The sequence below is a fragment of the Xanthobacter autotrophicus genome (assembly GCF_005871085.1).
Taxonomy (GTDB): domain Bacteria; phylum Pseudomonadota; class Alphaproteobacteria; order Rhizobiales; family Xanthobacteraceae; genus Xanthobacter; species Xanthobacter autotrophicus.
Genome location: NZ_VAUP01000022.1, coordinates 25,074 through 46,945 on the forward strand (window position 1 = coordinate 25,074; position 21,872 = coordinate 46,945).

18 protein-coding genes and 1 pseudogene are annotated in these 21,872 nt (G+C 67.8%); 14 read left to right on the forward strand and 5 right to left on the reverse strand.

The window, feature by feature from the left end; genetic code table 11:
- Positions 1-3 precede the first annotated feature (3 nt).
- From FBQ73_RS08960 to FBQ73_RS09005, 10 genes and pseudogenes are all read left to right on the forward strand, one after another.
- Complete coding sequence (locus FBQ73_RS08960) at positions 4-3,747, forward strand: nitrate reductase subunit alpha (protein WP_138399153.1); 3,744 nt, start codon at positions 4-6, stop codon at positions 3,745-3,747.
- A complete protein-coding gene (gene narH, locus FBQ73_RS08965) occupies positions 3,744-5,270 on the forward strand; it encodes a nitrate reductase subunit beta (protein WP_138399154.1) in 1,527 nt (508 codons plus the stop codon). Before FBQ73_RS08960 ends, narH begins: the two co-directional genes overlap by 4 nt.
- Positions 5,270-5,980 carry a nitrate reductase molybdenum cofactor assembly chaperone gene (gene narJ, locus FBQ73_RS08970; RefSeq protein WP_138399155.1) on the forward strand — a complete coding sequence of 237 codons (711 nt, stop codon included), beginning with the start codon at positions 5,270-5,272 and terminating at the stop codon, positions 5,978-5,980. Before narH ends, narJ begins: the two co-directional genes overlap by 1 nt.
- A gap of 12 nt (positions 5,981-5,992) precedes the next feature.
- Positions 5,993-6,769: a respiratory nitrate reductase subunit gamma gene (gene narI / locus FBQ73_RS08975; RefSeq protein WP_138399156.1), complete on the forward strand. Its 777-nt coding sequence runs from the start codon at positions 5,993-5,995 to the stop codon at positions 6,767-6,769.
- A gap of 5 nt (positions 6,770-6,774) precedes the next feature.
- On the forward strand, positions 6,775-7,617 hold the full coding sequence (locus FBQ73_RS08980; protein WP_138399157.1) for a peptidylprolyl isomerase: 843 nt from the start codon (positions 6,775-6,777) through the stop codon (positions 7,615-7,617).
- A gap of 9 nt (positions 7,618-7,626) precedes the next feature.
- Positions 7,627-7,983, forward strand: coding sequence for a hypothetical protein (locus tag FBQ73_RS08985; RefSeq protein ID WP_138399158.1), 357 nt, complete (start codon positions 7,627-7,629; stop codon positions 7,981-7,983).
- A pseudogene (locus FBQ73_RS08990) lies at positions 7,970-8,608 on the forward strand (carbonic anhydrase); the annotation flags it as partial. The gene FBQ73_RS08985 and the pseudogene FBQ73_RS08990, both read left to right, overlap by 14 nt.
- Positions 8,609-8,790: 182 nt before the next feature.
- On the forward strand, positions 8,791-9,822 hold the full coding sequence (moaA, locus tag FBQ73_RS08995; protein WP_138399160.1) for a GTP 3',8-cyclase MoaA: 1,032 nt from the start codon (positions 8,791-8,793) through the stop codon (positions 9,820-9,822).
- 19 nt (positions 9,823-9,841) lie between these two features.
- The gene (locus tag FBQ73_RS09000) at positions 9,842-10,309 is read left to right on the forward strand and encodes a hypothetical protein (RefSeq protein ID WP_138399161.1); all 468 of its coding nucleotides are present in this window, start codon (positions 9,842-9,844) and stop codon (positions 10,307-10,309) included.
- Positions 10,310-10,349: 40 nt separating this feature from the next.
- Positions 10,350-11,528 (forward strand): NnrS family protein, encoded by a 1,179-nt coding sequence (locus FBQ73_RS09005; protein WP_138399162.1) that lies wholly within the window; start codon positions 10,350-10,352, stop codon positions 11,526-11,528.
- A gap of 77 nt (positions 11,529-11,605) precedes the next feature.
- Here the strand turns inward: FBQ73_RS09005 and FBQ73_RS09010 are convergent, their stop codons facing one another.
- Entirely contained in the window at positions 11,606-12,622 is a 1,017-nt protein-coding gene (locus FBQ73_RS09010) for a GntR family transcriptional regulator (protein WP_138399163.1), read from the reverse strand.
- Positions 12,598-14,139 (reverse strand): UxaA family hydrolase, encoded by a 1,542-nt coding sequence (locus tag FBQ73_RS09015; protein WP_138399164.1) that lies wholly within the window; start codon positions 14,137-14,139, stop codon positions 12,598-12,600. Before FBQ73_RS09015 ends, FBQ73_RS09010 begins: the two co-directional genes overlap by 25 nt.
- Positions 14,140-14,357: 218 nt before the next feature.
- Here FBQ73_RS09015 and FBQ73_RS09020 point away from each other — a divergent pair, with 218 nt between their 5' ends.
- From FBQ73_RS09020 to FBQ73_RS09035, 4 genes are all read left to right on the forward strand, one after another.
- Positions 14,358-15,041, forward strand: coding sequence for an amino acid ABC transporter permease (locus FBQ73_RS09020; RefSeq protein ID WP_138399165.1), 684 nt, complete (start codon positions 14,358-14,360; stop codon positions 15,039-15,041).
- 7 nt (positions 15,042-15,048) lie between these two features.
- Complete coding sequence (locus tag FBQ73_RS09025) at positions 15,049-15,693, forward strand: amino acid ABC transporter permease (RefSeq protein WP_138399166.1); 645 nt, start codon at positions 15,049-15,051, stop codon at positions 15,691-15,693.
- 68 nt (positions 15,694-15,761) lie between these two features.
- Positions 15,762-16,502, forward strand: coding sequence for an amino acid ABC transporter ATP-binding protein (locus FBQ73_RS09030; RefSeq protein WP_138399167.1), 741 nt, complete (start codon positions 15,762-15,764; stop codon positions 16,500-16,502).
- A gap of 35 nt (positions 16,503-16,537) precedes the next feature.
- Entirely contained in the window at positions 16,538-17,341 is an 804-nt protein-coding gene (locus FBQ73_RS09035) for a transporter substrate-binding domain-containing protein (RefSeq protein ID WP_138399168.1), read from the forward strand.
- A gap of 38 nt (positions 17,342-17,379) precedes the next feature.
- Here FBQ73_RS09035 and FBQ73_RS09040 read toward each other — a convergent pair whose 3' ends face one another.
- The 3 genes from FBQ73_RS09040 to FBQ73_RS09050 form a co-directional block, all read right to left on the reverse strand.
- Entirely contained in the window at positions 17,380-18,627 is a 1,248-nt protein-coding gene (locus FBQ73_RS09040) for an Hsp70 family protein (RefSeq protein ID WP_138399169.1), read from the reverse strand.
- Positions 18,628-18,787: 160 nt separating this feature from the next.
- Positions 18,788-20,650: a DEAD/DEAH box helicase gene (locus FBQ73_RS09045; RefSeq protein ID WP_138399170.1), complete on the reverse strand. Its 1,863-nt coding sequence runs from the start codon at positions 20,648-20,650 to the stop codon at positions 18,788-18,790.
- 262 nt (positions 20,651-20,912) lie between these two features.
- On the reverse strand, positions 20,913-21,743 hold the full coding sequence (locus FBQ73_RS09050; RefSeq protein ID WP_246089635.1) for a transglutaminase-like domain-containing protein: 831 nt from the start codon (positions 21,741-21,743) through the stop codon (positions 20,913-20,915).
- Between the last annotated feature and the right edge of the window lie 129 nt (positions 21,744-21,872).

Sequence of the window (21,872 nt, forward strand, 5' to 3'; positions counted from 1 at the left end):
CACATGTCCCATTTCCTCGACCGTCTCACCTTCTTCCGCCGCGAGACGCAGACCTTCTCCGACGGCCACGGCATCCTCACCCACGAGGACCGCTCGTGGGAGGACGGCTACCGGAAGCGCTGGCAGCACGACAAGATCGTGCGCTCCACCCACGGGGTGAACTGCACCGGCTCCTGCTCGTGGAAGATCTACGTGAAGGGCGGCATCGTCACTTGGGAAACCCAGCAGACGGACTATCCGCGCACGCGGCCCGACCTGCCCAACCACGAGCCGCGCGGCTGCGCCCGCGGCGCCTCCTACAGCTGGTACCTGTATTCCGGCGCGCGGGTGAAATATCCGATGATCCGCGGCCGGCTGCTAAAGCTGTGGCGCGCGGCGCGGGCGAAGCTGCCGCCGGTGGCGGCCTGGGCCTCCATCGTCGAGAATCCCGAGGCGCGCGCCTCCTACACCTCCATCCGCGGCCATGGCGGCCTGGTGCGCTCCACCTGGGACGAGGTGAACGAACTGATCGGCGCCGCCAACGCCTACACCGTGCGCAAGCACGGGCCGGACCGGGTGGCGGGCTTCTCGCCCATCCCGGCCATGTCCATGGTCTCCTATGCGGCGGGCGCGCGCTATCTCTCGCTCATCGGCGGCGTGTGCCTGTCGTTCTACGACTGGTATTGCGACCTGCCGCCGGCCTCGCCCCAGACCTGGGGCGAGCAGACCGACGTGCCGGAGAGCGCCGACTGGTACAATGCCGGCTTCATCATCGTGTGGGGCTCCAACGTGCCGCAGACCCGCACGCCGGACGCTCATTTCTACACCGAGGTGCGCTACAAGGGCACCAAGAGCGCCGTGGTCTCGCCCGATTATGCCGAGGCCACCAAATTCGCCGACATCTGGCTGAACCCCAAGCAGGGCACCGACGCCGCGCTGGCGCTGGCCATGGGCCATGTGATCCTGAAGGAATACCACCTCGACCGGCAGGTGCCTTATTTTGACGATTACTTGCGGCGTTACTCCGACATGCCGTTCCTGGTGCGCCTCGTGGAGCGCAACGGCCACCTGGTGCCCGAGCGCATGCTGCGCGCCTCCGACCTGCCCGGGGCGCTGGGCGAGACCAACAATCCCGAATGGAAGACGGTGGCGCTGGACGAGGCCTCCGGCGACCTCGTGGCGCCGCTCGGCTCCATCGGCCATCGCTGGGGCGAAGCGGCCAAGTGGAACCTGGAGGAAAAGGACGGGCAGGGCCGCGACATCCGCCTGAAGCTCACCCTCGCCGGTGACGGCGGTGAGGTGGAGGCTGTGGACTTCCCCTATTTCGGCGGGCGGGCGACCGAGCATTTCGTCGCCACCCAGCACGGCGAGATCCTCACCCGCAACGTGCCGGTGCGCACCCTCATGGCCGCGGACGGAAGCCAGATGAAGGTCGCCACCGTCTACGACCTGATGATGGCGAACTACGGCCTCGACCGCGGCTTCGGTGGCGATCACATCGCCACCACCTATGACGACGACGTGCCCTTCACCCCCGCCTGGGCGGAGCGCATCACCGGCGTGAAGCGCGAGGCCATCGTCACCGTGGCGCGCGAGTTCGCCACCAATGCTGAGAAGACCAACGGCCGCTCCATGGTGATCATCGGCGCGGCCATGAACCACTGGTACCACATGGACATGAGCTACCGGGGGGTGATCAACCTCCTGGTGTTCTGCGGTTGCGTCGGCCAGTCAGGCGGCGGCTGGTCGCATTATGTGGGGCAGGAGAAGCTGCGCCCGCAGACCGGCTGGCAGCCTTTGGCCTTCGGCCTCGACTGGAGCCGCCCGCCGCGCCAGCAGAACGCCACCTCTTTCTGGTACGCCCACACGGACCAGTGGCGCTACGAGACACTGACCGCCGGCGAGATCCTCTCGCCCACCGCGCCGGAGGGCGACTGGGACCAGACCTTCATCGACTACAATGTGAAGGCCGAGCGCATGGGCTGGCTGCCCTCCGCGCCCCAGCTCAAGCAGAACCCGCTGGACATCGCCCGCCGGGCGAAGGCCGCGGGCCGGGAGGTGAAGGACTATGTGGCCTCCTCCCTCAAGTCCGGCGAGCTGGAGCTGTCCTGCCACGACCCGGACCATGAGGCCAACTGGCCACGCAACCTGTTCATCTGGCGCTCCAACCTGCTCGGCTCCTCCGGCAAGGGGCACGAATACTTCCTGAAGCACCTGCTGGGCACCCAGAACGGCGTCATGGGCAAGGATCTGGGCGCGGAAGGCGCCGTGCGCACCAAGGAAGTCGTCTGGCACGAGGAGGCGCCGAAGGGAAAACTCGACCTCCTGGTGACGCTGGACTTCCGCATGTCCACCACCTGCGTCTACTCGGACATCGTGCTGCCCACCGCCACCTGGTACGAGAAGAACGACCTCAACACCTCGGACATGCATCCCTTCATCCATCCGCTGTCGGCGGCGGTGGACCCGGCGTGGGAAGCCCGCTCCGACTGGGACATCTACAAGGGCATCGCCAAGGCCTTCTCGCAGGTTGCTCCCGAGGTGCTGGGCGTGGAGGAGGACACCGTCCTCACCCCTATCCTGCATGACAGCGCGGGCGAGCTGGCGCAGGCCCTCGACGTGAAGGACTGGAAGACGGGCGAGGTGGAGCCGATCCCCGGCAAGACCATGCCCCAGGTCACCGTGGTGACGCGCGACTATCCCGCAACTTACGCCCGCTTCACGGCGCTGGGCCCGCTGATGGAAAGCATCGGCAACGGCGGCAAGGGCATCGCCTGGAAGACCGGGCACGAGGTGGATGCGCTGCGCGCCCTCAACGGCGTGCACCGCGACGGGCCGGCCAAGGGCCTGCCGAAGATCGAGACCGACATCGACGCCACCGAGGTCATCCTCATGCTGGCGCCGGAAACCAACGGCGAGGTGGCGGTGAAGGCGTGGGACGCCCTCTCCAAGGCCACCGGGCGTGAGCATGCCCACCTGGCGCGGGCGAAGGAGGACGAGAAAATCCGCTTCCGCGACGTGCAGGCCCAGCCGCGCAAGATCATCTCCTCGCCCACCTGGTCGGGCATCGAGAGCGAGACGGTCTGCTACAGCGCCGGCTACACCAACGTGCACGAGCTGATCCCGTGGCGCACCCTCTCCGGCCGCCAGCAGCTCTACCAGGACCATCTCTGGATGCGGGCCTTCGGCGAAGGTCTCGTCACCTGGAAGCCGCCGGTGGACCTGAAGACCATTGTCGGCCACCGCGACGCGCGGCCCAACGGGCACACGGAAATCGTGCTCAACTTCATCACCCCGCACCAGAAATGGGGCATCCACTCCACCTACACCGACAATCTTCTGATGCTGACGCTGAACCGCGGCGGCCCGGTGGTGTGGGTGTCGGAGGATGACGCGCGCAGTGCCGGCATCGTCGACAACGACTGGGTGGAGGTGTTCAACGCCAACGGCGCGCTCACTGCCCGCGCGGTGGTTTCCCAACGCGTCATGCCCGGCATGATGATGATGTACCACGCCCAGGAAAAGATCGTGAACACGCCCGGCTCCGAGCTGACGGGCAACCGCGGCGGCATCCACAACTCGGTCACCCGCACGGTTCTGAAGCCGACCCACATGATCGGCGGCTACGCCCAATTGGCCTACGGCTTCAACTATTACGGCACCGTGGGATCGAACCGCGACGAGTTTGTCGTCATCCGCAAGATGAACAAGGTCGACTGGCTGGAAGAGCCCCTTTCGACCGCCCCGGCGAAGGAGATGGCCCAATGAAGATCCGTGCCCAGATCGCCATGGTTCTGAACCTCGACAAATGCATCGGGTGCCACACCTGCTCGGTCACCTGCAAGAACGTGTGGACCAGCCGCCAGGGTGTCGAATACGCCTGGTTCAACAATGTGGAGACCAAGCCCGGCGTCGGCTATCCCCGTGAATGGGAGAACCAGAAGAAGTGGAACGGCGGCTGGCGCCGCAAGGCGAACGGCAAGATCGAGCCGAGGATGGGCGCCAAGTGGCGCATCCTCGCCAACATCTTCGCCAATCCGGACCTGCCGGAGATCGACGACTACTACGAGCCCTTCACCTTCGACTACGAGCATCTGCACACGGCGAAGGAATCCAAGGCGTTTCCTACCGCCCGCCCGCGTTCGCTGATTTCCGGCGAGCGGATGGAGAAGATCGAATGGGGGCCGAACTGGGAGGAGATCCTCGGCGGCGAATTCGAGAAGCGCCGGAAGGACGCGAATTTCGAGGGCATCCAGGCCGACATTTACGGCCAGTTCGAAAACACCTTCATGATGTACCTGCCGCGCCTGTGCGAGCACTGCCTGAACCCCACCTGCGCGGCCGCCTGCCCCTCCGGCGCCATCTACAAGCGGGAGGAGGACGGCATCGTCCTCATCGACCAGGACAAGTGCCGGGGCTGGCGTATGTGCGTGTCCGGCTGCCCCTACAAGAAGATCTATTACAACTGGTCTTCGGGAAAGTCGGAGAAGTGCATCTTCTGCTATCCGCGCATCGAGGCCGGCCAGCCCACCGTCTGCTCGGAGACCTGCGTCGGCCGCATCCGCTATCTCGGCGTGCTGCTTTATGATGCCGACCGCATCGAGGAGGCGGCGAGCGTCGCCGACGAAAAGAAGCTCTATCAGGCCCAGCTCGACCTGTTCCTCGATCCCAAGGACCCCGCCGTCATCGCCCAGGCCCGCGCCGACGGCGTGCCGGATGCCTGGATCGAGGCGGCGCGCCACTCGCCCGTCTGGAAAATGGCCATGGAGTGGAAGGTGGCGTTCCCGCTCCATCCCGAATACCGAACCCTGCCCATGGTGTGGTACGTGCCGCCGCTCTCCCCCATCCAGAATGCCGCCGCCTCCGGCAAGATGGGGCTCGACGGCGAGATGCCGGACGTGCGCTCCCTGCGCATCCCATTGAAGTATCTCGCCAACCTGCTCACGGCGGGCAACGAGGAGCCGGTGGCCCTGGCGCTGGGACGCATGTTGGCCATGCGCGCCTACATGCGCGCCAAGACCGTGGACGGGCGCATCGACGAGCGCATCGCCACCAAGGTGGGCCTCACCGGCGCGGCCATCGACGACATGTACCAGGTGATGGCCATTGCCAATTACGAAGACCGCTTCGTCATCCCCACCGCCCACCGCGAATGGAGCGAAGACGCCTACGATTTGAAGGGCTCCTGCGGCTTCTCCTTCGGCAACGGCTGCTCCGGCGGCGACAGCGATCTCAACCTGTTCGGCAGTCCTTCCACGAAGAAGGCCCGCACCCCCATGGAGGTGGAGTGATGGCGAGCGCATCCCCGAACCTGACCTTCAAAGCCCTCTCCGCGCTCCTCGCCTATCCGGGCGAGGATCTGGTGGTCGCCGCGCCGGCCATCGCCGACGTGCTGGCCCTGGAGGGCCTCGTGGCAGAGCCGGCGCGTGCCGGCCTCGTGCCACTGCTTGAGGAGCTGGCGCAAGACGACCTGTTCGCCCTGCAGGAAACCTATGTGGGCCTGTTCGACCGCACGCGGCGTCTGTCACTGCATCTGTTCGAGCACGTGCATGGGGAAAGCCGCGACCGTGGACAGGCCATGGTCGACCTCGCCGCACTCTACGAGAAGGGCGGGCTGGTGCTCGTCGCCAACGAGTTGCCGGACTACCTGCCCCTGTTCCTCGAATTCCTCTCCACCCGCCCCCTGCCCGAGGCACAGGCCCTTATCGCCGACATCGCCCACATCCTCGCGAGCCTGGAGGAGCGGCTCACCGCGCGCGGCTCTGCCTATGCGGCCGTGTTCTCGGCCCTGCGGACGCTGGCGACGGACGGGGCGGTGGCCACCCCATCCCCGGCACCGGCCAGAGCGGAGCCGGTGGACGACCTTGCCGCCCTCGACGCCGCCTGGGAGGAGACCGCCGTCACCTTCGGGCCGGGCGAGGGCATGGGGGCGTGCTCCGTCGACCGCTTCAGAACCCAGTTGCGTGCCGCCCAGCGCGACGCGCGCCACACCGCAGCTTGAGGGAGGACGATCATGTCCCAGTCCATCAACGCCGCCCTGTTCGGCTGGTACCCCTATCTTTGCCTCACCGTATTCCTGCTCGGTAGCCTGATCCGCTTCGACCGCGAGCAATACACCTGGAAGACCGGCTCCTCCCAGTTGCTCCGCCGCAGGCAGCTGCGCCTGGGGTCGAACCTGTTCCACGTGGGCATCCTGGTGATCTTCATCGGCCATGCCGGCGGGCTTTTGACACCCATCTGGGTGTTCGATGCGCTCGGCATCTCCCATTCTTTCAAGCAGGGCCTCGCCATCACGGTGGGCGGCATCGCCGGCGTCATGTGCTTCGTCGGCATCGCGCTGCTGGCTCACCGCCGCCTGTTCGATCCGCGCATCCGGGCCAATTCGAGCTTCGGCGACACCGCCATCCTGCTGCTGCTGTGGGTGCAGCTCACCCTCGGGCTCTCCACCATCTTCATCTCGCTGCACCACATGGACGGGCACGAGATGGTGAAGTTCATGAACTGGGCGCAAGGCATCCTCACCCTCCAGCCCTCGGCGGCGGCCTATGTGGCGGACGTCAGCCCCGTGTTCAAGGCGCACCTGCTGCTGGGCATGACGATCTTCCTCGTCTTCCCCTTCACCCGCCTCGTCCACGTGTGGAGCGCCCCGGTCTGGTATCTCGGCCGCACCGGCTATCAGGTGGTGCGCACCCGCCTGCCCCGAAGCGCCGCCCGGCCCGCAACGGGAGGCCGGACGCTGGCCGCGGTGCGCCCGGCCGCGCCCCGCTCCTTCAACCGTCCGGCGGAGTGAGCGCCATGACCGAAATCATCGGCACATCCCCCGCGGCCCGCCCGCAGCATCGCCCGGACGAAGTGCGCGTGGACGGCGTGGTCATCCCCCGCGCCGCCATCGCCCGCGAGATCCAGAACCACTCGGCGAAGACCCCGGCGGACGCCTGGCGCGCCGCCGCCCGCGCCCTCGTGGTGCGGGAGCTTCTTCTTGCCGAGGCGCGGCGCCTCGACATCGTCCCCCAGCCGGCGACCCACGCCGACGGTACCCGCGAAACCGACGAGGAGGCGACCATCCGCGCCCTCCTCGAACGCGAAGTCACGGTACCCAAGGCCGACACCGCCACCTGCCGACGCTATTTCGAGCGCAACCGCGCGGCCTTCCGGTCTGACGATCTGTACGAGGTTTCGCATATCCTCATCCCCGCCCCGCCGGCAGACGAGGCCAGGCGCTCGGTGGCACGGGCCGAGGCGGAAGCGGTGCTGCGCGTCCTGCTGACGGATGAAACCGCGTTCGCCGAGATGGCGCGGGCGCATTCCGCCTGCCCGTCGCGCGAGGTGGGGGGCAGCCTCGGCCAGATCGGCCCGGGACAGACGGTGCCGGAATTCGAGACCGCGCTGTCGGCCATTGACCCCGGCACGGTCCATCCGCAGCTCGTGGCGACGCGCTACGGCTTCCACATCGTGCGGGTCGCCCAGCGCATGCTCGGCGAGGACCTGCCGTTCGAGGCAGCGGAGCAAGCCATCGCGGCGCATCTGGAGGTGACCTCCTGGCATATCGCCATGCGCCAGTATCTGAGCCTGCTCGCCGGCAGGGCGGACATTCAGGGCGTCGCCCTCGAAGGGGCGACAACGCCCCTCGTGCAGTAGGGGGAAGCGATGCTGCTCGGCGCACTCCTGCGGCAATTGCAGGACGAACGATTTGCGCAGGACACCCTGTTCGCCCTCGGCGACGTGACCCTTGCGGGGCGCGTGGCCAAGGCCGGCGCGCGCTTCGGGGAGACCGCGGCGGACTATGCCGCCGGCGCCTGCGCCCGCTTCAGCGATGGGGCGAGCGACGAGGACTGGCTGGCGCTCATGACGGCGCTGGAGCGCGGTTCCGACCCCGCCGCCACCTGCCTGCGCACCATGATCGACTGGTCGCTGAAGCAGGATGCGGCCCCTCCTCCCGAACAGGGAGGTTGCGGGTGCGGCGGAGGCGGCGGCTGCGGAGGGCACGACCATGGGCCGGGCTGAGACCGTCCTCGACGAGTTGTTCGACAACAACTTCGCCTGGGCCAGCCGGAAGACGGCAGAGGATCCCACGTTCTTCCGCCGCCTCGCCGAGCAGCAGGCACCGCGCTTCCTGTGGATCGGCTGCTCGGACAGCCGGGTGCCCGCCAACGACGTGGTCGGGCTCGATCCGGGCGAGATTTTCGTTCACCGCAACATCGCCAACGTGGTGCATTCGAGCGACATGAACATGCTCGCGGTGCTCGAATTCGCGGTGGAGGTGCTGCGGGTGCGGCACATCATCGTCTGTGGCCACTACGGCTGCGGCGGCGTGCGGCGGGCACTGGAAAATGCCGATGGCATCGGCGGAAGCGGCCTCGTGGACCACTGGCTCGCCCCCGTCGTCGAGCTTTATGTCCGCCATCGCGTCGCCGTGGACGCATCTGCCGCCAACCGGCTGGACCGCATGTGCGAGCTGAATATCGAGATGCAGGTCCGCCGCCTTGCGGCAACGCCGGTGCTCAAGAGCGCGTGGGCGCGGGGCATGGAGGTGACCGTGCACGGCTGGATCTACGGCATCGGCGACGGCCTGCTGCGCGATCTCGGCACCACCGTCTCCTCATCCGTCGAATTTGCCGCCCTGCCCTCCCTCGATGCGCTGATGGCGGCGCCGGTGGAGCCCATGACGGCGGCGCGCCGCCATGCCATCGCAGCCTTCCTCGAAATGGACATGGAAGATATCGCGCCCTGCGGCGCAGGCTGCACTTGCGGCGCGTTCGGCCTCGGCGCGCCCGAAGCGTCGCCCCTCGCTGCGCGGCAGGAGACCCGCTGATGCCCCACTCATCAGGCCCCTCAGCCTCGTCGCCCTCCTGCGCCATGGTCGATCTGTTCGGCCGGCGCGTCACCTATCTGCGCCTGTCGGTGACCGACCGCTGCGACCTGCGCTGCGTCTATTGCATGGCGGAGGACATGACCTTCCTGCCGCGCGACCAGGTGCTTTCCATCGAGGAGCTGGATCTGTTGGCCGCCGCCTTTATCGCGGCCGGCGTCACCAAGCTGCGCATCACCGGCGGCGAGCCGCTGGTGCGCAAGGGCGTCATGGACCTGTTCGCCGGCCTCTCCCGGCATCTTGCCGCCGGCAGGCTGAAGGAACTCACCCTCACCACCAACGGCACGCTTCTGGCGCGCCATGCGGAGGGGCTCGCCCGCGCCGGGGTGAAGCGGGTGAACGTCTCCCTCGACACCCTCGACGCCGCGCGCTTTCGTACCATCACCCGCCGGGGCAGCCTGGGCGTGGTGATGGACGGCATCCGGGCCGCGCTGGAGGCCGGGCTGAAGGTCAAGCTCAACGCGGTGGCCCTCGCCGGCGTCACGCCGGACGAGGTGTTCGACCTCATTGATTTCGCCCATGGCCATGGCATGGACCTCACCTTCATTGAGACCATGCCGCTGGGCGACGTGGGCGTCGATCGCATCGACCAATATTATCCCCTCGATGCCCTGCGCCGGCTGATCGAGACCCGCCTGACCCTCACAGACACGACGGAAGGCACCGGTGGGCCGGCGCGCTACGCCCGTGTCGCAGAGACTGGCTGGCGGCTGGGCTTCATCACCCCCATGAGCCATTCCTTCTGCGAGAGCTGCAACCGGGTGCGGGTGAGCGCGACGGGGATGCTGCACACCTGCCTCGGGCAGGAGGACGCCTTCGACCTCAAGACTCCCCTGCGCGCCGGCACCGACGGTGCGGCCCTGCGCGCGACCATTGCCGCCGCCATCCGCGCCAAGCCCCGCGGGCACGACTTCGTCATCGCCCGCAATGGCACCCCGGCTCTGGCGCGGCACATGTCGGCCCTGGGCGGCTGACAGGAGACAGGACACTTGAATGGATGACGTGACCCTGGCCCGCGCACTGCACGTGCTGGCCCTCGTGCACTGGATCGGCGGTGTCTCCTTCGTCACCCTCGTGATCCTTCCCCTGGCCCGCCGTGCCGGGGCTGAGGGGGCGGAGCTGTTCGCGCGGGTGGAGCGACGCTTCTCGGCGCAGGTGCGCATCTCCATTCCGCTCGCCGGGCTGGCCGGCTTCTGGATGACGTGGCGGCTGGATCTGTGGGACCGGTTCGCCAGCGCCGCCTTCTGGTGGATGGGCGCCATGGTGGCGCTCTGGCTCGTCTTCATGGGCGCGGTCTTCGTGGTGGAGCCGCTGCTGAAGCGCCGCTTGGAGGCCGCCGCCCGCGCGACGCCGGATCGTGTGCTGGGACGGGCGCTGCGCATCCACCTCGTGCTGCTGGCCCTTGCCGCCGCGACCCTTTTCGGTGCCACCGCCGGTGCCCACGGCCTGTTCTTCCTGTAGCCCCATGGTGCGGCGACGCGCCCAGGGAGGAGCGATCATCATGCGCACCGCGCAAACCTTCAGGACCTTTACCGGGATGGCCTTGCTCAGCCGCGGCTTCCGACCCTTCTTCCTGGGCGCGGGCGTGTTCGCGCTCACGGCCATCGCCATATGGCCGGCCGTCTTCAGCGGCACGCTTCAACTGCCCACGGCTTTCTCCGCCATCGACTGGCACGCCCACGAGATGCTGTTCGGCTACGGCAGCGCGGTCATCGCCGGCTTCCTCCTGACCGCGATCCCCAACTGGACCGGGCGCCTGCCGGTGGCCGGGGCGGCGCTTGGGGGCCTCGCCCTGCTCTGGCTTCTGGGGCGCTGCGCCGTGCTGGTGTCGGGCTCGATTGGCTGGGCGGTCGCGGCCGCCATCGACGTGGCGTTCCTGGTGGTCTTCACCGCTGTGGTGGCACGCGAGATCGTCGCTGGGCGCAATACCCGAAACCTGAAGGTGGTTGCAGTGCTGATGCTGCTGGCGCTCGTGAACCTCGGCTTCCATCTGGAGGCGCACGTGACCGGTACGGCGGAGTATGCCGCGCGCGCGGCGCTGGCGCTGATCGTGTTCCTCATTCTCCTGTTCGGCGGACGGGTGGTGCCCAGCTTCACCGGCAACTGGCTGGCGAAACGCGGCGAGGCCCGCCGGCCCGCCCCCGCCGATCGCTGGGACACGGCGGCACTGGTCCTCTCCGCCCTCGGCCTCGCCGCATGGGTGGCGGCGCCCGACATGGCCGGCACGGGGGTCCTGCTCGTGGCGGGCAGTGGCGCCAACCTGCTGCGTCTTGCGCGCTGGCGGGGATGGCGCACCTTCCCCGACCCGCTGGTGCTCGTGCTGCATGCGGCCTTTTTGCTGGTCGCGATCGGCTTCCTCTGCGCCGGGACGCATAGCCTCGCGCCAGAGCGCATGCCGGCTGCGGCGGGCATCCACGTCTTCGCCATCGGCGGTGTCGGCGGCATGACGCTGGCCATGATGACGCGCGCGACGCTGGGCCATGGCGGACGCGCCCTCACGGCCTCGCGCGGCACCCAGGCCGTCTACCTGCTGGTGGCTGTCGCGCTCGCCACGCGTATCGGAATGGCACTCTGGCCCGAATGGGGCTTGGCACTGATGTGGGCCGCAGCCGCGGCCTGGGGCACCGCCTTTGCCGGCTTCCTGATCATCTACGGCCCGATGCTGGCGACCAACCGGTAGGCCGGCGGCGCTTCGACACCGGTCGGCCGGGTACCCGTCATTGCGCTACCGCCGGCCAGCCTCTTTAGGAAGCGGCCCTAGACGATATACGGCAGCGGCGCGTGCTCATGGGTGGCTCGGAAAGCGGCGAGGCGCAGGGCCGCCTTGTCGCTGGAGGCCTGGAGATGGGCGACCAGCGCCCGCCGCGCCGCCGCGTGCTGGCCCTTGCGCACCGCTTTCATGATGTCGAGGTGCTCGCCCATGAAAGGGTCCACCAGCCCATGGGGCTTCAGCTCCATCTGGATGTGCTTGCCCGAGACGAGGATGCAGCGGGTGCGCTTCAGCGCCTCCATGATCTCCGGGTTGCGCCCATGGCCGATGCAGTCGATGTGCAGGTCGTTCTCCAGTACGTCGAGGTCGGCGCTCTCGACCTTGGGATAGCTGTCCATGGCGTCCCGCAGCCGGCGCTCGATGGCATCGAGCTGCGGCGTCGGGATCTGGCCGATGGCGCTGTCGAGGGCCACCGGTTCCAGCAGGATGCGCAATTCATAGAGGTCGCGAAAGCGCGCCTCGTCCAGCGGCACGGTCCACCAGTGGGATTTCTCGCCCTTGGAGACGATGCCCACCTCGCGTGCATGAATGAGCAGGTCGCGCGCCACCGTGCGTCCCACATCGAAATGCCGGGCGATGGCCAGCTCGTTGACGCGGAAGCGGCCGAACACCGAGGACAGGATGATCTCGCGCTCGAAATCGTAATAGAGCGCCTGCCAGGCGAAGCCCTTCCGGGCCTCCACCGCCTCGTCGCCGCTTTTCAGCATGTCCGCCGTCACCGGCAGCCGGCGCGGGGCGGCGGCGCGGCCGACCATGAGACCGCGCCCCTCGAAGCGGGAGACGACGCCCTCCTCCTCAAGCTCGGCCAGCGCCTGCTTCACCGGCGAGCGGCTGGAGCCGAACAGGGCCGCGAGCGGCCCCTCCAGCAGCACCATGCCTTCCGGCAGCGCGCCCGCCGCAATGGAGCGGCGCAGCCGGCCTGCGATGACCGCATAGGCCGGCGTGCGATCGACCACGGGCGCCGTGGCCCGCGCCGCGCTCAGGTGACGGCGCCGATCTGCCATGGCACGAACTCGCTGTCGCCGAAGCCGAAATCCTCGCTCGCCGTATGCGCGCCCGAGGCCACGGCGAGAATCTTCTCGAAGATGCGCTCGCCCGCGGCGGCGATGCTGTCCTCGCCGGTAACGATGCCGCCGCAGTTGATGTCCATGTCCTCGTGCATGTGCAGGTACATCTGGGTGTTGGTGGCGACCTTGATGCAGGGCGCCGGCTTGAAGCCGGAGACCGAGCCGCGGCCGGTGGTGAAGACGACGACGTTGCAGCCCCCCGCCACCTGGCCGGTCACCGCTACCGGATCGTAGCCGGGCGTGTCCATGAACACAAAGCCCGTGCGATCGATGATCTCGGCATATTCATAGACCGCCTCAAGCGGCATGGAGCCGCCTTTGGCCACCGCGCCCAGCGACTTCTCCAGGATGGTGGTAAGCCCGCCGGCCTTGTTGCCGTGGGAGGGATTGTTGTTCAGCTCCGCGCCGTTGCGCTCGGTGTAGCTGCGCCACCAGTCGATCCGGTCCATCAGCTTCTGTGCCACCTCAGGGCTCACCGCGCGGCGGGTGAGCAGGTGCTCGGCGCCATAAATCTCCGGGGTCTCGCTGAGCACCGCCGTGCCGCCGTGCTTCACCACCAGGTCGGCGGCATAGCCGAGCGCCGGGTTCGCTGAGATGCCCGAATAGCCGTCCGAGCCGCCGCATTGCAGCGCCACCTTCAGGCCGGTGAGGGGCACCGTGGTGCGCTGGGCGGCATCGGCGATGGGCAGCATCTCGCGGATGATGCCGCTGGCGGTCTCGATGGTCTTGCGGGTGCCGCCGAGGCCCTGGATGGTCATGGTGCGCAGCAGCTGACCTTCCACCAGCCCCTCGCGGGAGACAATGGGCTCGATCTGGTTGGTCTCACAGCCGAGACCGATCATCAGGATGCCGGCGAAGTTGGGGTTCTTGGCATAGCCTCCGAGCACGCGGGTGAGATAGGCGTAGCCCTCGGTCTTGGTGTTGATGGCGCAGCCGGTGCCGTGGGTGAGGGCGACCACGCCGTCCACATTGGCAAAGCCCTCCAGCCCGCCGCGGTTGAAATGATCGGCAACGGCGCGGGCCACCGTAGCCGAACAGTTCACCGAGGTGACGATGCCGATGTAGTTGCGCGTCCCCACCTGGCCATCAGGCCGCACATAGCCCTCGAAGGTGCGCCGCTCAGCCTGCGGCAAAAGTTCGGTGGCGCGGCCGTCCTCGGCGAAATGGTGGGCGACATCGCTCTCCTGCATGGTGAGGTTGTGCAGGTGGACATGGGCTCCGGGCGCGATGTCGGCGGTGGCGACGCCGATGGTCTGGCCATATTTCAGCACCCGCGATCCCGCCGGGATGGGCGCGATCGCCATCTTGTGGCCGCTCGGAATTTCGGCCAGCGCCGTCACGCCCACCCCATCAAGGACCACGACGGTGCCCGCCGGAATGCGCGCGCGCGCCACCCCGACATTATCCGACGCATGAAGGTGGATGAGGGGTGATGCGGCGGACGTCGTCAGCATGGCGCTTCCCTAAAAATGATCATTGCGTGCATCAATCAATCATGTTAGACATGGTCTAGTCAAACGAAAAATATAATAACAATCAGGGGTATGGAGACGACAATGGCCCGAAATCCTTGAATTCGAGCTTCGTTCGTACGGATTCACGTCGTACTTGAAGGAATTCACGATCACCATGATCGCGAATAATTCGTCTCAGGCGAAGCGGACCTGATGCCGTGGGCTATGCATTTGATTTTTCATTTCTTGATGAGTATTGGCCGGACCTCCTCAATGGTGTCTGGCTGACGCTCGGCATGACGGTGGCCTCGGTGCTACCCGGCTTCGTGCTCGGCACCCTGTGCGCCGTGGGGCGCCTCTACGGGCCGCCATACGTGCAGCGTGCCGTCACCTTCTATGTGGAAGCGATCCGCAATACCCCGCTGATCATCCAGGTGTTCTGGCTGTTCTTCGGCCTCGCCGTGCTGGGGGCCAAGATCGGGCCGTTTCCTGCCGCCGTGATCGCGCTGGTGGTGAATGTGGGCGCCTATACGGCGGAAATCATGCGGGCGGGCTTCCGCTCCATCCCCAAGGGCCAGATCGAGGCGGCGCACTGCCTCGCCCTCACCCCCACCCAGGCCCTGTGGTCGGTGCAGCTGCCGCAGGCGGTGGAGCGGGTCTATCCCGCCCTCGTCAGCCAGTTCGTGCTGATGATGCTGGCCACTGCCATCATGTCGCAGATCTCGGCGGAAGAACTCACCGGCGTCGCCTACATGATCCAGTCCTTCACCTTCCGCGGCTTCGAAGTCTACCTCGTCATCGCCGTCATCTACCTCGCCATGGCCTCGCTGCTGCGCCTGACACTCATGGGCGTGGCGCACGTGTCCTTCCCCCGCCTTCGCCGTCTCGGCACGCCGCTGTGAGGATGCCATGCTGGGCCTGACCATCGAGCAGATCGCCTATCTCTTCCGCGGCGCCGGCTGGACCATCGTGCTGTCGCTGCTCGGCTTTGTCGGCGGCACGCTGCTGGGCCTGCCGGTGGCGCTCGGCCGCGCCTCCAAGAGCCGGCTGCTGCGCTTTGCGTCCGGCGTGCTGGTGCAGCTGGTGCAGGGCATTCCGCTGCCGGTCATCATGTTCGTGGTCTATTTCGGCATCTCCATCGCCGGCTTCGATGTGCCGGCGCTGGTGGCGGCAGGCGTCGCCATGACGCTGTATTCCGGCGCCTACCTCGGCGAGATCTGGAAGGGCTGCATCCTCGCCGTGCCGCGCACCCAGTGGGAGGCGGGCGAGTGCCTGGCGCTGACCAAGACCCAGCGCTTCATCTTCGTCATCCTGCCGCAGGCGCTGCGCATCGCGGTGCCGCCCACGGTGGGCTTCCTGGTGCAGATCGTGAAGAACACCTCCTATTCGGTGGTGATCAACTTCTTCGACCTCACCTATTCGGCGAAGGTGATCAATAACGCCACCTACAAGCCGTTCACCGTCTTCACCATCGCGGCGCTGATCTATTTCGCCATCTGCTTTCCCATGTCGCTTCTGGCGAGCCGGTTCGACCGCCGGCTGCACCGAAGCTGAGGACGCGCCATGGCCCTGCTCTCCCCCGCCAAACCCTTTCCGCCGCCGATCTGCACGAGGGCCTTCGCATGACCTCTCCCGCCGCCCCCTTGGTGCGCTTCAAGAATGTCGAGAAGAACTTCGGCGCGCTCCAGGTGCTCAAGGGCATCACCCTCGATGTGGCGCCGGGGCAGGTGGTAGCGCTCATCGGCCGCTCGGGCTCCGGCAAGAGTACGGCACTGCGCTGCGTGAATGGCCTTGAAATGATCAATGGCGGCGAGCTGGAGGTGTGCGGGCGCAAGCTCCACGCCGGCAAGGTGGACCTGCTGGAATTGCGCAAGGACGTGGGCATCGTCTTCCAGAGCTACAATCTCTTCCCCCACCTCACGGTGGAGGAGAACATCACCCTTGCCCCGCGCAAGGTGCGGCGCATCGGCAAGGCCGAGGCCCGCGACATCGCCGCCGAGGTGCTGGAGGAAGTCGGCCTCTCCGAGAAGGCGCAGGCCTATCCCGAGCAGCTCTCCGGTGGCCAGCAGCAGCGCGTCGCCATTGCCCGCTCGCTGGCCATGCGGCCAAAGCTGATCCTGTTCGACGAGGTCACCTCGGCCCTCGATCCAGAGCTTACCGGCGAAGTGCTGAAAGTGATCGAGCGCCTCGCCCGCGAGGGCATGACCATGATGCTGGTGACCCACGAAATGGCGTTCGCCCGCTCGGTCGCCAACACCGTCGTGTTCATGCACCAGGGCCGCGTCTGGGAAACCGGGCCCGGCGCCATGCTTGCCAACCCCGTCACAGACGAATTGCGCCAGTTCGTCGGCAGCGGCCTTTAATCGCCATCAAAAACACTGACCGGAGGAACCCCAGGATGCTCAGGACCCCCATCATCGGCGCCATGGCGCTGGCATTCGGCCTCGTCGCAGCCGTTGCGCCCGCCGCCGCCGAGACGCCCGCCGGCATCAAGCAGCGCGGCAAGCTCATCGTCGCTATCGACGTGTCCCACCCGCCCTACGGCATGCTCGATGACAAGGCCAAGGAGACCGGCTCCGACGTTGAGACCGCGCAGTTGCTCGCCAAGGACCTGGGCGTCGCGCTGGAGGTGGTTCCGGTGTCCGGCGCCAACCGGGTGCCCTCGCTGCTCGCCAATAAGGTGGACGTGGTCATCGCCTCCTTCTCCATCACCCCCGAGCGCAAGAAGGTGGTGGATTATTCCATCCCCTACGGCGTAATCCCGGTGGTGGTCTCCGCGCCCAAGGCCACCGTCATCAAGACCCCGGCGGACCTTGCCGGCAAGTCCATCGCGGTCGCCCGCGGCACCACCGCCGACATCGAGCTGTCGCGTACCATCAAGGACGCGAAAGTGGCGGCCAACATCGTGCGCTACGAGGACGAGGCCACCGCCGTCACCGCCCTCGCCACCGGCCAGCAGGACCTGCTCGCCGCCGCCCTCTCCACCGCCAACACGGTGGCCGAGCAGAACCCGGGCAAGACGCTGGAGGTGAAGCTGCAGATGGCCGCCTATCCCATGGCCGTCGGCCTGCGCAAGACCGATCCCGAGCTGAAGGCCTATGTGGACGAGTGGGTGAAGGCGAACCTCGCCAACGGCAAGCTCAACGACATCTACAAGAAGTACTTCGGCCTTTCGCTGCCGGAGCACATCGCGGCCGAATGACCGCGAGGCACCGGCGGCCAAGCCTGCCGGTGCCTGCCTTAGCCGTAGCGCCGGCTCGCCTCGATGGCGAGGCCGGTGCCGACGGAGCCGAAGGTGTCGCCCTCGATCACCCGGGCCTGGGGCACGCATGTGCAGATGGCCGCGCGCACGTGGCTGAGGCGGGTGGAGCCGCCGGTGAGGAACAGGGCGTCGATATCTTCCGCCTTCAGGCCCGCCGTGGCGAGGCAGGACGAGATCCGCCCGGCGATGCGATCGGCCAGCAGGCCGGTGTGCCGCACCAGGTCTTCATGGGCGATGCCTACCGAAAGTCCGGCTTCCAGCACCGCCAGATCCAGCACGGTGGCGCCCGCTTCCGCCACGCGGATCTTTGCGGATTCCACGTCTAGGGCAAGGCTATGGCCGCGTTCGTCCTCCACCGCCCGCGCGAGGCGTGATACGAGATGGGGGCGCTCGGCATCACGCTCCAGCTCGCGGATGGAACGGGCGGTCTTGCCGTCATACAGCCGGTTGATGGAGGACCAGGTGGCAAGATCCTGATAGATGCCCACCGGCATGGACAGGCCCTTGCGCTTCAGCGGGCTGCCGTGGCCGAGCAGCGGCATGACCATGGACAAAGAGAGCTGCCGGTCGAAATCCGTGCCGCCCACGCGCACGCCCTCGTTCGCCAGGATGTCGGACGCCCGGTCGGCCTGGTTGGCATGGCCGCGCGCGATGCGCACGATGGAAAAGTCCGACGTGCCGCCACCAATGTCGGCGATCAGCGCCAGTTCCTCGCCCGCCACCTGCCGCTCATAATCGAGGCTCGCCGCGATGGGCTCGAACTGGAACGACAGCTCGGCAAAGCCGATCTCGCGGGCGATGGCGCCCAGCACGTCCTGCGCCCGCATGTCGCCGGCCGCATCGCCATCCACGAAATGCACCGGCCGACCGAGCACCACCTGATCGAGCCCGCCACCGGCCGCCGCCTCGCCCCGGGCCTTCACCGCGCCTAGAAACGCCGCGATCACCGCCCGGAAGCTCAGCCGCAGCCGGCCGACAGAGGTGGTCTCATCCACCAGCGCGGTGCCGAGCACCGATTTCAGGGCGCGCATCAGCCGGCCCTGCTCGCCGGAGACATAGGCCGCCATGGCCGCGCGCCCCACCAGGGGCTCGCCCGTGCGCGGAAAGAAGATGGCGCTCGGCAGCGTGTCGGCCACGCCTTCCAGGGGCGCAAGACGTGGACCGTCTGCGCCGATGAAGCCGAGCGTGGTGTTGGAGGTGCCGAAATCGAGGCCGCAGGCGGTCATGGGCCCTCCGTGCAGGATGCGGGATGCGGAAGGGGGCGCTTGCTAGAGCAAGTCGTGCTGCAACGCAAGAGATCAAGCGCAAGCGACCGCCGGAGCGGCCCTTTTCGGGGCCGTCCTAAGGCCCGCCGATGCGGGTTCGCTCCCGGCTCGGAAGCGGCGATCAGGAGCGGCGCGGCTTCTTGCCCGGAGGCTTGCCGGCGAAGGCGCTCGGACCGCGATCCGCAGGGCCTCGGCTCGGGGGCTTCCCGGCGCGCGGCTCATGACCGCCCTTGGCCGGTGCGGCTTTGTCGCGGAACGGCTTGCCCCGGCCCGGCCGGTCCTGCCCCGGCTTGTCGTATCCCTGCTTGTCGTATCCCTGCTTGTCGTATCCCTGCTTGTCTTGGGGCCCCTTCCAGCGCGGCGCCGGCCGTTCGGGACGGCTCGACGGCGCGCCACCGGGCAGCGGCTCGATGATCACGTCCGAGCCATCGGACTTGCGGGCGGACGTGCTGAAGCGGTCGAGGGCGGCGGCGCTGACCTCGAAGGCGGTTTCCTCGTCGAAGATGCGGATGGCGCCGATATCGTCGCGGGTCACGTTCCCGCGGCGGCAGATCAGCGGCAGCAGCCAGCGCGGGTCCGCCTTGTTGCGGCGCCCGATATTGAGGCGGAACCAGGCCCCGCCCCCTGCGCCCCCAGGTCCGCCGAGCCCCCGCGCGGTGGCACGGTCACGGCCGCGCGGCTCGCCGGGGTCGGCGACCTCCTCGGGCGATGGCAGGCCGGCGCGATAGAGGCGCACCAGCGCCGCCACCAGATGCTCGGCCGGCTGCTGCTCCAGCAGCGTGCGGGCGACGGCGGCATCTTCCTCATTCGGCTCGTCGGTGAGGAGCGGGTCGCGCAGCATGCGCTCGTGATCGAGCTTGCGGATCTCGTCGGCGGTGGGCGGTCCCGACCAGGCCGGGGTCAGGCCCATGCCCCGCAGCATGTCCTCGGTGCGGCGGCGGCGGAACGGCGGCACCAGCAACACGCTGACGCCCTTGCGACCGGCCCGGCCGGTGCGGCCGCTGCGGTGCTGGAGGCTTTCAGCATCATTCGGAAGGTCGGCGTGAATGACGAGGCCAAGGCTCGGCAAATCGATGCCGCGCGCCGCCACATCGGTGGCCACGCACACTCGCGCCCGGCCGTCGCGCAGGGCCTGGAGCGCAGAATTGCGCTCGTTCTGGCTCAGCTCGCCGGAGAGGGCGACGGCGGAGAACTGACGCTCCTGGAGGGTCGCGTGCAGGTGCCGCACCGTCTCGCGGGTGTTGCAGAACACGATGGCGCTCGGCGCATCATAAAAGCGCAGCACGTTGACGACGGCGTGCTCGATCTCCTTCGGCACCACGCGCATGGCGCGGTATTCGATGTCGGCGTGGCCGCCCTCGGCGCTCGCCACCTCGATGCGCAGCGCCTCGCGCTGGTAGCGCTTGGCCAGCATGGTGATGCCGCGCGGCAGGGTGGCCGAGAACAGCAGGCTGCGCCGCTCCGGCGGCGTAGCGTCGAGAATGAACTGGAGGTCCTCGCGAAAGCCGAGGTCGAGCATTTCGTCGGCTTCGTCCAGCACGACGACCCGCACGGCGGAAATATCGAGCCGGCCCCGCTCCAGATGGTCGCGCAGGCGGCCGGGGGTGCCGACCACCATGTGGGCACCCCGGCTGAGCGCCCGCTGTTCCTGGCGCGGGTCCATGCCGCCGACGCAGGAGACGATGCGCGCGCCTGTCGCCGCATAAAGCCACTCGAACTCGCGCTGGACCTGAAGGGCCAGTTCCCGGGTGGGGGCCACCACCAGCGCCTGCGGCGCCGTGGCGGGTCCGAAGCGCTCGTCCGTGCCCAGCAGCGTGTCGGCCACCGCGAGGCCGTAGGCCACGGTCTTGCCCGAGCCGGTCTGCGCGGACACGAGAAGGTCGCGCCCCGACGCTTCGGGGGCGAGCACGGCAAGCTGCACCGGCGTCGGGTCGTTGTAGTCCCGCTCGGCCAAGGCGCGGGCGAGCGCCGGGTTTGTCGTCATGAAGGGCACGGGCTTGGTTCCGCCTATCTTGTACTGTCGTCAGGCGTCGAACGGGAGCCATCGGATGGGGTTTGGGAGCTCTTCTTAATCGAGCAGACGCCCTGTTACCACGGCCAGCTTGGTGTGATCCAATGTGACCCCTCCTGCGATACCCTTCCTGTCCCGGCACATTCGATGTGCGCGAGCGCCTTTGGCCGCATCGCCCCAGAATCAATAAGCCGCTCCGCCGGCGGGCGGAGCGGCTTGTGCGACAGATCGCGCGCTAGCCGACGGCGACGGCGCGGACCGTGGGCTCTTCCTCGGCGTCCGGGCTGACGGCGTCGATGCCCACGGACATGCCCTTGAATTCCGCGTCGCCGTAGATGGTGGCGAACGCCGCGTCGGCGGCATCGCGGCCGACGCCGATCCGCACCAGCCCTTGCAGGGCGGCCTGCCGGGTGGCATCGAACAGATACCATTCGCCGCCGAGATAGGCCTCGAACACCGCATGGAAATCCGGCGGGTCCAGTTGCCAGGCGTAGCCGCTGGCGAAGCGGGCGGGGATATTGAGGGCGCGACAGAAGGCGATGCCGAGATGCGCGAAGTCCCGGCACACGCCGGCCCGCAGCACCATGGTGTCATAGGCGGAGGTCTGGGCGTCGCTGGAGCCACGGACATAGTCCACGTGATCGTGGATCCAGCTGCAGATGGCGTTCACCCGGTTGTGGCCCGGCGCCAGCTCGCCGAACTCGCGACGGGCGAAGCGCCCCAAGAGGTCGGACTGGCAGAAGCGGCTGGGGTTCAGGTAGGGCAGGATCTCCAGCGGCAGCTCGCCCACCGGCACCTCGCTGATGCCGGCCGGCTCCTTCTCGATCATGTTCACGTCCACTTCGCCGGCGTAGGCCACGCTGAAGAGACCGGGATTTGCGATCACCCGCAGGAAGCGGCTGCCGCCTTCATCCTCGGCGAACCGCTCGATGGCGTAGCCCGGCGTCAGTTGCAGCCGCTCGGAGATGATGCGTTGCCGGCGCAAGGCGGCAGCCTCGACATTGAGAATGAACACGGTGGGAGACTTCACCTCATATTCGAGGCGGCATTGGACGGCGAAACGCATTTTTGCCCCCGTTGGTCCGCGTGCGGACGGCGCGAATAAGACTCCGCAAGCCGCGCTTTGTTCCAGCTGCCGTTACACCGGGGTGGGCGCGCCCTGTTGCGACCCGCTCGCGCAAACCGTCACCTGCGC